Origin of the sequence: Cytobacillus sp. FSL R5-0377, from assembly GCF_038004385.1 — a bacterium.
In the GTDB taxonomy this organism is placed as follows: domain Bacteria; phylum Bacillota; class Bacilli; order Bacillales; family Cytobacillaceae; genus Cytobacillus.
Genome location: NZ_JBBORA010000001.1, coordinates 650497 through 664092, shown reverse-complemented (window position 1 = coordinate 664092; position 13596 = coordinate 650497). Strand labels below are relative to the sequence as shown.

Annotated in this window: 11 protein-coding genes; all 11 read left to right on the top strand. The window is 42.2% G+C overall.

All coding sequences use genetic code 11. From position 1 onward, the window contains the following. The first annotated feature begins 379 nt into the window (after nt 1-379). The 11 genes from dpaA to NSQ49_RS03200 all read left to right on the top strand — a co-directional run bounded on the left by dpaA (nt 380) and on the right by NSQ49_RS03200 (nt 13420). Nucleotides 380-1282 (top strand): dipicolinic acid synthetase subunit A, encoded by a 903-nt coding sequence (gene dpaA / locus NSQ49_RS03250; protein WP_159862710.1) that lies wholly within the window; start codon nt 380-382, stop codon nt 1280-1282. After that, complete coding sequence (dpaB, locus tag NSQ49_RS03245) at nt 1279-1878, top strand: dipicolinate synthase subunit B (RefSeq protein ID WP_159862711.1); 600 nt, start codon at nt 1279-1281, stop codon at nt 1876-1878. Before dpaA ends, dpaB begins: the two co-directional genes overlap by 4 nt. A gap of 288 nt (nt 1879-2166) precedes the next feature. Continuing rightward, complete coding sequence (asd, locus tag NSQ49_RS03240) at nt 2167-3216, top strand: aspartate-semialdehyde dehydrogenase (protein ID WP_159862712.1); 1050 nt, start codon at nt 2167-2169, stop codon at nt 3214-3216. Between the two features lie 46 nt (nt 3217-3262). Beyond that, nucleotides 3263-4507 carry an aspartate kinase gene (dapG, locus tag NSQ49_RS03235; protein WP_251282839.1) on the top strand — a complete coding sequence of 415 codons (1245 nt, stop codon included), beginning with the start codon at nt 3263-3265 and terminating at the stop codon, nt 4505-4507. Between the two features lie 126 nt (nt 4508-4633). Continuing rightward, the gene (gene dapA / locus NSQ49_RS03230; protein ID WP_159862714.1) at nt 4634-5500 is read left to right on the top strand and encodes a 4-hydroxy-tetrahydrodipicolinate synthase; all 867 of its coding nucleotides are present in this window, start codon (nt 4634-4636) and stop codon (nt 5498-5500) included. A 317-nt stretch (nt 5501-5817) separates the two neighbouring features. Beyond that, nucleotides 5818-7485 carry a ribonuclease J gene (locus NSQ49_RS03225; protein ID WP_251282840.1) on the top strand — a complete coding sequence of 556 codons (1668 nt, stop codon included), beginning with the start codon at nt 5818-5820 and terminating at the stop codon, nt 7483-7485. A 139-nt stretch (nt 7486-7624) separates the two neighbouring features. Then, nucleotides 7625-8365 (top strand): ClpP family protease, encoded by a 741-nt coding sequence (locus NSQ49_RS03220; RefSeq protein ID WP_159862758.1) that lies wholly within the window; start codon nt 7625-7627, stop codon nt 8363-8365. Beyond that, the gene (locus tag NSQ49_RS03215) at nt 8362-8583 is read left to right on the top strand and encodes a YlzJ-like family protein (RefSeq protein ID WP_159862716.1); all 222 of its coding nucleotides are present in this window, start codon (nt 8362-8364) and stop codon (nt 8581-8583) included. The genes NSQ49_RS03220 and NSQ49_RS03215 overlap by 4 nt, the downstream gene beginning before the upstream one ends. A gap of 164 nt (nt 8584-8747) precedes the next feature. Beyond that, nucleotides 8748-11087: a DNA translocase FtsK gene (locus NSQ49_RS03210; protein WP_251282841.1), complete on the top strand. Its 2340-nt coding sequence runs from the start codon at nt 8748-8750 to the stop codon at nt 11085-11087. Between the two features lie 428 nt (nt 11088-11515). Then, entirely contained in the window at nt 11516-12241 is a 726-nt protein-coding gene (locus NSQ49_RS03205) for a GntR family transcriptional regulator (protein WP_159862718.1), read from the top strand. A gap of 72 nt (nt 12242-12313) precedes the next feature. Beyond that, nucleotides 12314-13420: a BMP family lipoprotein gene (locus tag NSQ49_RS03200; RefSeq protein WP_159862719.1), complete on the top strand. Its 1107-nt coding sequence runs from the start codon at nt 12314-12316 to the stop codon at nt 13418-13420. Nucleotides 13421-13596 lie beyond the last annotated feature (176 nt).

Genomic DNA, 13596 nt, shown 5'->3' with positions numbered 1-13596 from the left:
AATGCAGCAATTGATACGTCAAGAGCCTCTTGTTTCTATCAGTTTGTATACTTCCCTCCTCCCCTTGAACTTCCTTTAAACCCCATCCCCCTTTGACCATTTTCTTTTAAGTGGAAAACTCACCTATTGCTCCTTTCATACATAAGATGTTGAAGTAGTTCAATACAACAATTCCCTTACGATTATTAATTGAATTGCCGGCTAAAAAATAACGCCACATTTCGTTTAAAGATAAATCTGCTTGCAATTGCTGTCTTGTGCAACTGTTTAGTTTAGCGGCGTTGCCGGTGCGAAGATACTTTTTACCAGAAGTCATGCAGTTTATGGCTTCAAAAATAAATGCTTTCTAAAAAGAAAGAAAAAAGAAGGTGAGTGTTGCATGCTGACAGGAACCCAAATTGCAGTTATCGGCGGTGATGCAAGGCAGCTTGAAATCATCCGTAAACTGACCGAGCTTGATGCCAAGCTCGCATTAATTGGTTTTGAGCAGCTCGATCATGCGTTCTCTGGTGCGGTAAAAGAAAAAATTGATGAAGTGGACTTTTCCAATATAGACGCGATTATTCTGCCAGTTCCCGGTACGGGGCTGGAGGGTCAGATTGATACCATTTTCTCCAATGAAAAAGTGATTTTTGAAGAGGAAATTCTTTCCCAGACTCCACCACACTGTACAGTGTATTCCGGCATTACCAATTCATATTTAACCGGAATTACGAAATCGGCAGACCGGCGTCTTGTTCAGTTATTTGAAAGGGATGATGTAGCTATTTATAATTCCATCCCAACAGTTGAAGGAACCATCATGATGGCGATCCAGCATACAGATTTCACCATTCATGGTTCTAATATTGCCGTAATCGGCCTTGGCAGGGTTGGAATGAGTGTAGCAAGAACCTTTCATGCACTAGGGGCAAAAGTGAAGGTGGGTGCAAGAAAAAGTGAGCACATCGCCAGGATAACGGAAATGGGCCTAACCCCATTTAACCTGAAAGAGATTGAGGATGCAGTAAAAGATGTTGATATTTGCATAAACACAGCTCCCCATTTAGTGGTGACAGCGTCCGTCATATCAAAGATGCCGACACATACGCTCATCATTGATCTGGCTTCAAAGCCCGGAGGAACCGATTTTCGATACGCAGAAAAACGGGGTGTAAAAGCACTGCTTGCCCCTGGGCTGCCAGGAATCGTTGCTCCGAAAACAGCCGGACAAATACTGGCGAATGTTCTTTCTCAACTGATTAAGGAAGATTTGCAAAAGAGAAAGGGGAATAAAATATGAGCTTGAAAGGAAAAAGAATCGGATTCGGATTAACGGGATCGCACTGCACTTATGATGCAGTGTTCCCTGAAATAGAGAGACTTGTTCTTGCAGGAGCAGAAGTTCTTCCAGTCGTTACCTTTACGGTAAAGAGCACTGAGACCAGATTCGGAAAAGGGGAGGACTGGGTTCAAAGAATTGAGGATTTGACCGGGCATAAAGTGATTGATTCCATAGTGAAAGCGGAACCGCTGGGACCTAAGATCCCGCTTGATTGCATGGTGATTGCCCCGCTTACCGGAAATTCGATGAGCAAATTCGCGAATGCCATGACTGATTCTCCTGTGCTGATGGCAGCAAAGGCAACTCTAAGAAACGGAAAACCAGTCGTCCTGGGAATATCCACAAATGATGCATTGGGTTTAAACGGAGTAAACTTAATGAGACTAATGGCTACGAAAAATATTTATTTTATTCCATATGGCCAGGATGATCCAGTTAAAAAGCCAAATTCGATGGTGGCAAGAATGACAGCATTATCTGATACAGTGCTTCATGCCATTGAGGGCAAACAGATTCAGCCGGTTTTAGTGGAAAGATATAAAGACGATATTTAGCCCCCCCTATTTTTTCTAGCAAAAATTTTAGTCCTTTAGTGAACGAATATGTTAGAATAAAGATTACTAAGATAACCAACCTCCAAGCTATGTTTAAAAAATTATTAACCACTTGGAGTATTGACAATATGCTGATAATATAAATGGAAGCCTGCCATCTTTATAATCAGGCAGGAAACGGCTGCCAATTGACTTTGGCTGCCGTTCTATTGAATTTTGGGCTATTGGTTTTCACTAAAAATTAATTTTGCTAGAAAAATATAATGGTACTGGAAGGGGAAAAGAAATTTGGAACAGAAAAAAGGATTTCATGTAGCGGTAGTTGGAGCAACTGGTGCAGTTGGCCAGCAAATGATTCAAACGCTGGAAAATAGAGATTTTCCAATCTCTCAATTAACCCTTTTATCATCAGCCCGTTCTGCCGGATCAAAGGTAGCATTCAAGGGCCAGGAGTATACGGTTCAGGAAGCAAAGCCAGAGAGCTTTAAAGGCGTAGACATCGCCCTATTCAGCGCGGGAGGAAGCGTTTCACTGGATTTGGCTCCGCATGCAGTGGAACATGGTGCCATTGTGGTAGATAATACAAGTGCTTTCCGAATGGATCCTAATGTGCCTCTTGTCGTACCTGAAGTAAATGAAGACGACCTTCATACGCATAATGGCATTATCGCCAATCCAAACTGTTCAACAATTCAAATGGTTGTAGCACTAAAGCCGGTTAAAGAAAAATTCGGCTTGAAAAAAGTGATTGTTTCTACTTACCAGGCTGTATCAGGTTCAGGGGCAGCTGCAGTTGAAGAACTGAATGAGCAGACAAAAGCCATAATTAATAATGAGCCATATGAGCCTGCAATTCTTCCTGTTAAAAGCGATAAAAAACACTATCAGATTGCTTTCAATGCGATTCCGCAAATTGATAAGTTTCAGGAAAATGGCTACACGTTTGAGGAAATGAAAATGATCAATGAGACAAAGAAAATCATGCATATGCCTGAGCTGCAAGTAGCTGCTACATGCGTGCGTCTCCCAGTGGCAACCGGACACTCAGAGTCCCTATATTTTGAAGTGGAATCAGACGGCGTTTCTGCAAATGAAGTAAAGAGCCTGCTTGAAAATGCTCCAGGTGTTGTCCTGCAGGATGACCCGGAAAATCAGATTTACCCTATGCCTGCTGATTGTGTCGGAAAAAACGATGTATTTGTGGGACGGATCCGCAAAGATCTTGACGAGGATAAAGGCTTCCATATGTGGGTAGTTTCTGATAATCTTCTTAAAGGAGCAGCATGGAATTCCGTGCAAATCGCCGAAAGTCTAATTAATCTAGGAATAGTAAAATAAAATAGGTATCGTATTCTCTTCATGTTGAGAGGTTAGAGGTGTTTTAATGAATATCATCGTTCAAAAATTTGGAGGCACATCAGTACGCGACGAGAGCAGCCGCAAGCATGCTATGACACATATAAAAAAAGCGCTGGCAGATGGATACAAGGTTGTTGTTGTTGTTTCGGCAATGGGCCGAAAAGGAGATCCATATGCAACCGACACAATGCTTTCGCTTGTAGAAGGCAATAATGCCAAAATCAGCAGACGAGAAACAGATCTTCTGTTATCATGCGGTGAGGTCATTTCAAGTGTTGTATTTTCAAACATGCTGAATGTACATGGAATCCCTGCAGCAGCTCTGACCGGGGCACAGGCAGGATTTAGAACAAATAATGATCATACTAACGCAAAAATCATTGATATGAAATGTGACAGACTTTTAAAAGAGCTTGAAAATCATGATGTTATCGTAGTAGCAGGATTTCAGGGATCTTCTAAAACCGGTGATGTCACAACAATTGGGAGGGGTGGCAGTGACACCTCTGCTGCGGCTCTAGGAGCAGCCCTAAATGCGGAGTGGATAGATATCTTTACGGATGTGGAAGGCATCATGACCGCAGATCCGCGTATTGCAGAAAATGCCCGCCCATTATCTGTGGTCACTTACACAGAGGTCTGCAATATGGCTTATCAGGGGGCTAAGGTCATTCACCCCCGCGCAGTCGAAATTGCCATGCAGGCTAAAATTCCGATCAGAATCCGCTCAACATACTCCGACAGTCTTGGAACGCTTGTTACAACATTAAATAAGAACAGACGCGGAACTGATATTAAAGAACGTTCGGTAACTGGAATAGCCCATGTTTCCAATGTGACACAAATAAAGGTACTTGCGAAAAAAGACCAATATGATCTTCAGTCTGAAGTCTTTAAAGCCATGGCAAACCATGGGATCAGTGTTGACTTTATCAATATCTATCCGAATGGCGTCAATTATACAGTTACGGAAGAAATGACCGATAAAGCCATTAGTATATTAAAGGGCCTTGGTCATGATCCGCTGGTTGAAAGAGAGTGTGCAAAAGTTTCGGTTGTGGGTGCTGGAATGCAGGGCGTACCCGGTGTGGCCTCACAGATCGTTACGGCATTGTCTGAGCAGGGAATCCGTATCCTGCAATCTGCAGACAGTCATACAACAATCTGGGTACTGGTCAAACAGGCAGATTTGATAAAGTCTGTTAATGCATTGCACGATGCTTTCCGCCTGGAAGAAGATTTATCGGAATATGAGAGAACAGATATTTAATATTAGAAAATAACATGTTTAAAAAAAGGAAAAAGAACCACTCAGCGGTTAACGTCGGATTTGCATCCTAATCGGCAGATCCGCCCGTTTTTTCCAATCTTTTAAACATCTGCAAGGAGTGTAAATATGGTTCTATTTGGCAGAGTGTCAACAGCAATGGTAACCCCTTTCGATAATAAAGGACATATTGATTTTCCCAAGACCACACAGCTTATTAATCATCTGATTGAAAACGGTACAGATTCATTGGTCGTTGCCGGGACAACCGGAGAATCGCCAACTTTAACAAAAGAGGAAAAGCTGGCATTATTCAAACACGCAGTGAAAGTAGCTGACAAACGTGTACCTGTAATTGCCGGCACTGGAAGCAATAATACGTATGAATCCATTGAGTTAACGAAAAAGGCAGAACAATTGGGTGTAGATGCCATCATGATCGTGGCACCGTATTACAATAAGCCAAACCAGGAAGGGCTTTACCAGCATTTCAAGGCAATTGCGGAAAGCACAAACCTCCCGGTAATGGTTTATAATATTCCGGGACGGTCTTCAGTGAATATTCTGCCTGAGACAATCATACGCCTGTCGGAAATCTCTAACATCGCAGCAGTGAAAGAAGCAAGCGGAGATCTGAATGCAATGGCAAAGATTATTGCTAATACGGATGAGAGCTTCATGGTTTACAGCGGTGATGACGGGCTTACTCTTCCGTGCATGGCAATAGGCGGGACTGGAATTGTTTCTGTTGCTTCCCATGTAATAGGAAATGAAATGCAGGAAATGGTCACAGCTTACCTGAATGGCGAGAATGAGAAAGCTGCAAAAATTCATCAAAAAATTCTTCCGATTATGGAAGGGCTTTTTGCTGCACCAAGCCCAGTGCCAGTTAAAACAGCGCTGCAGCTTAAAGGACTTGATGTCGGATCAGTCCGTCTTCCAATGGTTCCGTTAACAGAACAGGAACGCAGTGCAGTTGCTGCCTTATTTAAATAATAGCAGGAATGCCAACCAGTGTTTTGCTGGTTGGCATTTATTTTTTTATTTGGGGAATTTATGACTTCCAAAATCAAAGGCCTTAAAAGAAAAAAGTCGCTAAAAAGCTATCATGGCGACCAAACTCAACGGCTATAAAATAAAAAAGATAGACATAGAGCTGTCTTAACCTCCAGAAACAGAGACAATAATTTTTAAACACCTCAGAACACGCAAATAATGCCCATGTATAAATTTGGTTGTCATGGTTTTACGACTTCAAGTATAATATGGATAACTGATCTTGATCGGCTGAACATGCATGGGAGGATAATACATTGAAAAAGAGACAGAATGAAAGCATCAAGGTGGCAGCACTCGGAGGAGTCGGAGAACTTGGAAAGAACATGTATTTGGCAGAGGTGGACGAGGATATTTATGTTATCGACGCCGGATTAATGTTTCCTGAAAACGAAATGCTCGGAATTGACATAGTGATACCGGATGTTACATATTTAGTTCAAAATAAGGAAAGGGTAAAAGGGATTTTTCTGACACATGGACACGAGGATCACATCGGGGCCCTGTCTTATGTGCTTGCAAAGGTCAATGTTCCTGTTTACGGAACAAAGCTGACTCTGGCGCTGGCTAAAGCCAAAATGAAGGAACAGGAATACAAAGGAAAAACGCAGTTTATTGAGATTAATTCAGATACCAAGGTTGAATTTGATTCGGCAGATGTAACTTTCTTTAGGACGAGCCATAGCATACCTGACAGTGTCGGAGTGGCGATACATACTTCAGAGGGTGCAATTGTGTATACCGGCGACTTTAAATTCGATCAGGCAGCTGCTGACTTATACAAACCTGAAATCGGCAAGATGGCGCGCTTAGGTGAAGAGGGGGTTCTTTGCCTTCTATCTGACAGTACAGAAGCAGAAAAACCTGGCTACACCAACTCTGAATCTATAGTAGCCAGAGAGATGACAGCTGCATTTTATGCTGCTAAGGGGAGAGTCATTGCAGCTTCATTTGCATCTGACTTAATTCGAATACAGCATATTTTTGATGCGGCGATCGAAACAGGGAGAAAAATGGCAGTGGTCGGCAAAAGTCTGCAGAGAATCTATGATATTGCTCTGCAGCTCGGGTATTTGCAGGTAGGAGAAGATGTAATTATTCCTGTCACTGAGATAGGCAAATACAGTGATGATCAAATCGTTGTTCTTACTACGGGTACACAGGGTGAGCCGATCGAGGCCCTTCAAAAAATGGCGAAGCAGTCCCACAGACAGGTCAATATTAAACAGGGTGATACGGTATTACTTGCAGCATCACCATTAAGAGGTACAGAGGTATTTATTTTTAAAACGATTGATATGCTGTTTAGAGCGGGTGCTGAGGTGATCCCAGGAAAGGGTACCTTTAATACCTCCAGCCATGGCAGCCAGGAAGAGCTTAAATTTATGATTAATCTGATGAGTCCCAAATTGTTCATCCCGGTTCATGGGGAGTACCGAATGCTGAAAGCCCATGCAAAGGTTGCTATGGAATGCGGATTATCTAGCGAACAAATTTACATCCCGGATAAAGGCGATGTAGCAGAAATTACGGAAGGTTCAATCGTTTCCGGAGGAAAAATCCCATCAGGCAATGTGCTGATTGACGGGATCGGTGTCGGTGATGTCGGGAATATTGTCTTAAGAGACCGAAAGCTCCTTTCTCAGGATGGCGTTTTATTAGTGGTGGTTACTCTTAATAAAAAGGAAAAGACAATATCTGCAGGCCCTGAAATCATAACAAGAGGATTTGTATATGTCAGGGAATCAGAAAAGCTTCTTGAGGAAGCTGTAAGAATAGTAAAAGAAGCGGTAGAACAGAACCTTGCCAGAGAAGCATTTGACTGGTCAGGCATTAAGCAGGATATGCGTGACAGCCTTAATCAGTATCTTTATGAAAAAACAAAACGCAGACCAATGATCCTTCCTATTCTTATGGAGGGATAACAATTAGAGCACAGCCCGCATCAATTGCCGGACTGTGCTTTTTGCTCTCTCCCCTCACGCAATTTAGCGCATGAAAAATGATCTCGCGTTCATACTAACAATATATTGCTTGAAGGGAGAAATAAGGATGGAAAACGATATGAAAAATAACCGCAATGAGAGCGGTGAAGGGCAAGAACAGACGAAAGAGGATAAACCTTCTGCCCTTATGGAGAAAATTCAGCAGCTTGGCCAAACAAATGTGCCGCAGCTTTCTCAGGATTCCAAAATTCACTGCTTGACCATTGTTGGACAGATCGAAGGGCATCTTCAGCTTCCGCCGCAAAATAAAACGACAAAATATGAGCACTTAATTCCTCAGATCGTAGCGATTGAGCAAAACCCAAAAATAGAAGGTCTTTTGGTCATCTTGAATACTGTTGGCGGAGATGTGGAAGCCGGGCTGGCAATATCAGAGATGCTTGCTTCTTTATCTAAGCCAACAGTCTCCATTGTCCTCGGAGGAGGGCATTCCATCGGTGTGCCTATTGCGGTATCATGCGATTATTCCTTTATTGCAGAGACGGCTACGATGACCATTCACCCTATCAGACTGACCGGACTGGTAATCGGTGTGCCGCAAACGTTTGAGTATATGGATAAAATGCAGGATCGGGTAATTAATTTTGTAACGAAGCATTCTAATATCTCCGAACAAAAATTTAAAGACCTTATGTTTGATAAAGGCAACCTGACCAGGGATATTGGGACGAATGTGGTCGGCAGGGATGCTGTTGAATATGGACTGATTGATGAAGTAGGCGGGGTCGGGCCTGCGCTTGCAAAGCTGAATGAGCTGATTGATATAAATAAACCAAAAGAAGAAGTGATTGTACAATGATCCTTTATACAATGATGCCGCAAGAGCTCATTTATCAAAGTGAGCAGGACGATTTTGGCAGGCAGAAGATTGTCTCATATGAAGGAATCCCTCTATTGGTTGAAATGAATGCAGGACAGGAGTGCCGAATTTTAAGAATCATGAGCAGCGATCCTACCCATTATATGGATGAAAGATGTACTCCCGGGTCCATGATCACTTTAACGCAGTTAAGCTGATAATTCCTTACAAAAAACAACTTAATTAAGGAGCGTTATGATATAATAAAAGTAACGTTAGAAGCAGCCAAAAAATGGCTGCTTCTTCTTTCATAACAGACCTGAAGTATTACATAATGCAATTTTGATGAAGATGTTAATAAGAACAATGATAAGGTGATAATATGGCCAAGAGAAAGAAAAGAAAGTCTAAAAAGAACGAAACATTGAAACGGACGATGAAATTTGAACTAATTGCCCTGATTTTACTGGCACTTGCGGTAATATCAATTGCTAAGCTTGGAGCAGTCGGCAATGCAACGGTACTTTTTTTCCGGTTCTTTATGGGAGAATGGTACATGCTTAGCCTCATTGGGCTCGTTATCTTTTCAGGTTACCTGATGTGGAAGAGGGCACTTCCCTATTTATTCCACACTAAACTAATCGGTATTTATCTTATCATCAGCTCCCTTCTGCTGTTGAGTCATGTAACATTATTTCAGCTTCTCTCAAATGGAGGGAAGTTTGATGATCCGAGTGTAATAGCCAATACATGGGAACTATTCCGGATGGAAGTCAGGGGTGAAACAAGCACAACCGACTTAGGGGGCGGAATGCTTGGAGCTATCTTTTTTGCTCTCTTTTATTATCTTTTTGATGAAGCAGGTTCAAAAATTGTAGCCTTTTTATTAATAATAATAGGCTTTGTACTTATTACAGGAAAAACATTCGGAGATGCTGCAGGGAAAATGATGGCCGCAATTCTGAATTTCTGCAAGAAACAATGGACTGCATTTATAGATGATATGAAAGAATGGATACAAAAAGGCAGAGAAAGACGAGAAGAGAGGCAGGCAAGAAGAGAGGAAGCACAGCAGGATTCTCAGGAGGAAGAAGAACCTGAAACAGTAATAACAATCAATAATTCTGCTGAAGCGCTATCTGAGCCAGCTCCCGAACCAATTATTTCAAGCTTTGCTGAAAGAGCTTATCAGGATGATGTTCTCGAAGCACCTTCTAATCAGCCACAGGAAAAGGCAGTCACAGAGCCGGAGGATGAGAATGCACCTCCAATCACGTTTACAGAAGTGGAAAATAAAGATTACGAGCTGCCGCCTATCAGACTCTTAAAACTGCCAAGGCAAACTGATCAAAGCGGTGAATATGAGCTTATCCACGCGAATGCTGCTAAGCTTGAAAGAACATTTCAGAGTTTTGGAGTAAAAGCAAGGGTGACACAGGTTCATTTAGGACCGGCTGTTACAAAATATGAGGTACATCCCGATGTAGGGGTTAAGGTAAGCAAAATAGTCAGTCTGAATGATGATTTGGCACTCGCGCTGGCAGCTAAGGATATCCGGATTGAAGCGCCAATCCCGGGTAAATCAGCTATTGGGATTGAAGTCCCTAACTCTGAAGTGGCAATGGTTTCTCTGCGGGAAGTAATTGAATCCAAACAAAATGACAGACCGGACTCCAAGCTTATGATCGGACTTGGCCGTGATATCACCGGAGAAGCTGTCCTGGCAGAACTAAACAAAATGCCCCATCTTCTTGTTGCCGGCGCGACAGGAAGCGGGAAGAGTGTTTGTATTAACGGAATTATTACCAGCATTCTAATGAGGGCAAAACCACATGAAGTAAAATTAATGATGATTGACCCTAAAATGGTTGAATTGAATGTTTATAATGGGGTGCCTCACTTATTGGCGCCGGTAGTGACAAATCCGAAGAAAGCGGCGCAGGCTCTTCAAAAAGTCGTCAGCGAAATGGAAAGGCGATATGAGCTCTTTTCCCATACTGGCACAAGGAATATCGAAGGCTACAATGAGTATGTAAAGAGGCATAATGCCGAGGAGGAAGCACAGCAGCCTCTCCTGCCGTATATTGTTGTGATAGTGGACGAGCTTGCAGACTTAATGATGGTGGCATCCTCCGATGTTGAGGATGCAATCACGCGCCTTGCTCAAATGGCACGGGCAGCAGGCATTCATTTAATCATCGCAACCCAGCGTCCGTCAGTGGATGTTATCACAGGTGTAATTAAGGCAAATATTCCTTCAAGGATAGCGTTTGCTGTTTCATCGATGACTGATTCAAGAACTATCCTGGATATGGGAGGAGCGGAAAAACTTCTAGGAAGAGGAGATATGCTCTTTCTGCCTGTAGGTGCTTCCAAGCCAGTCCGTGTACAGGGTGCCTTTCTGTCAGACGAAGAAGTTGAAGAAATAGTGGACTTCGTTATTGGCCAGCAAAAGGCGCAATATCAGGAAGAAATGATTCCGGAGGATATCCCGGAAGCTGCAGGTGAAGTGGATGATGATCTATATGAAGAAGCCGTTGAATTAATATTGGAAATGCAGACGGCATCTGTATCCATGCTTCAGAGAAGATTCAGGATAGGTTATACGAGAGCGGCAAGGCTTATTGATGAAATGGAAGCAAGGGGCATTGTCGGACCCTATGAAGGCAGTAAGCCAAGGGCTGTGCTGCAGGGCAAGCCTTCGGAAGAAGCAAGCTCTTAAAATTTATAAGTATGACATATTAAAAAATGGCCAGTCTCCGGACGGCCATTTTTTTTATGTATAAAGAACTTACTTGCCTGAAAAACGAGGACAATAAAAAATATACTTGAATAAGCCATACTACTAAAAGCGCTTACATAAAATGAAAGAGGTATGGTACTTTCATCTCATCATGAAATAGTATTAATTGAGAGGTGCATTTATGGATGGGGAGTAAATGTAACCGTTTTCAATATGGTATTATACCAGAAAAAAAGAATTGGTACAGAGGGATTCATAAACATTTTTGTTCTTTTCACCTTTTTTCGACAAATTGATAAATTTCTATTTCTTTATTGGGTAAAAAGTGTTATAGTATTTTCGATTAGTAGGAATGATTGAACATCAGAGGTCTGATGTCTTGAGAACTGAAGTTGGAGGAACCCTGCATGTCTATTAAGTCAGATAACCGGCATTTATATTTGCAAGTCATCGATCGATTAAAACAAGACATTGAAGATGGAGTGTATAAAGAAAAAGAAAAACTTCCTTCCGAATTTGATCTTGCCAAACAGCTTGGTGTCAGCAGAGCTACACTGCGGGAGGCGCTGCGCATTCTTGAAGAAGAAAACGTCATCATCCGCCGTCATGGTGTAGGCACCTTTGTCAATGCAAAGCCGCTATTTACATCCGGCATCGAACAGCTTAATAGTGTCACAAATATGATTTTACAGGCAGGGATGAAGCCTGGAACCGTTTTCTTGAGTTCTGTAACAATGGGACCTACAGAAGATGATATCCGCAGATTCTCATGTGCTTCAGACCAGGAAATTGCTGTGATTGAGCGGGTTAGAACGGCAAATGGTGAACCGGTCGTTTATTGTGTGGATAAAGTTCCTGAGAATATTCTCCCGGACACATTTTCCCACGAGCAGGAGTCGATTTTCAACATGCTTGAAGAAGAGGCTAACCGGAAAATCACTTATGCTGTTGCCCAAATCGAGCCTATTGGCTATCACGAGAAAATTTCGCCTATTCTGGAATGTGACCCGGAAACTGCACTGCTTGTACTTAAGCAGATGCATTTCGATGAAGCGGATACTCCGATTCTATATTCGGTCAATTATTTCAGAGCTGATAAGTTCAGTTTCCATGTCCTCAGAAAAAGAATCTAGCTTTTGAGGATGCGTGAAAATACAATCATTCATTCCGCTAATGCAAAAACAATTTCTTAGGGGGTACCAACCTTGAAAAAGCGTAAATTTGGATTGGCGCTATCTTTAGTTCTTGCTGCTGGAACAATTCTGGGTGCTTGCGGCAAAAGTGAGGAAAAAGGCGGAGAAACAGCTGGCGGAGACGATAAAGAAAAAGCATTCTCTGTAGCGATGGTAACAGATGTCGGCGGTGTAGATGATAAATCATTTAACCAATCTGCTTGGGAAGGTTTAAAAGCATTTGGTGAAGAAAATGAACTTGAAAAAGGAAAAGGCGGATTTGACTATCTTCAATCGCAGTCAGATGCTGACTATTCTACAAACCTGAATACATTAGCACGTCAGGACTTTGATCTTGTTTTTGGAATCGGTTTCTTAATGGAAGGTGCAATCAATGAGATTGCCCAGCAGCAAAAAGATTCTCATTTCGGTATCGTTGACGCGGTCGTAGATCAGCCGAACGTAGCAAGCATTATGTTTAAAGAGCAGGAAGCTGCTTTCCTTGCAGGTGTAGCTGCAGCAAATGCAACTAAAGAAAACAAAATTGGTTTCATCGGCGGTATGGAAATTCCGGTAATCGAGCGTTTTGAATCTGGTTTCCTTGCTGGTGTTCAAGCGGTAAACCCTGATATTAAAGTAGAAGTACAATATGCTGGAGCATTTGATAAAGCTGAATTAGGTCAGACAATTGCTTCTAAAATGTACTCTTCTGGCGTAGATGTAATCTTCCACGCTGCCGGCGGAACTGGGAACGGTCTTTTCAAGGAAGCTCGTGACCTTAAAAAGAAAGACCCGGCAAGAGAAATTTGGGCAATTGGTGTTGACTCAGATCAGACAGCTGAAGGTGTAGTTGAAATCGATGGGAAAGAGCACAATGTAATTCTTACATCTGCTCTAAAGCGTGTAGATAATGCTGTTAAGGACCTTTCTACTAAAGCTAAAGACGGCAATTTCCCTGGCGGAGAAACAACTACTTACGGATTGGCTGAAGATGGTGTAGGCCTTGCTCCTATCAACCCTGAAGTATCTACAAAAGCAGAAATTGAAGGTGCAGTTAAAGAATGGCAGGACAAGATTAAGAATGGTGACCTGACTGTTCCATCTTCAAAAGATGAACTGGCTTCTTTCTCAGTTGAATAAATAAAATTAAGGAATAAGCAGGTTGCACTGCGGCCTCTTATTCCTTTTTTATAGAAATTAAAAGTTTAATTGAAGGACAGAACAGATTCTGTATTTCACTTAGATTTTTAATGCATTAATTATTTTTTATATTATTTAGGAGCTTGGCCTTTCGGCCGGGTTTTTCTAAGAAATCC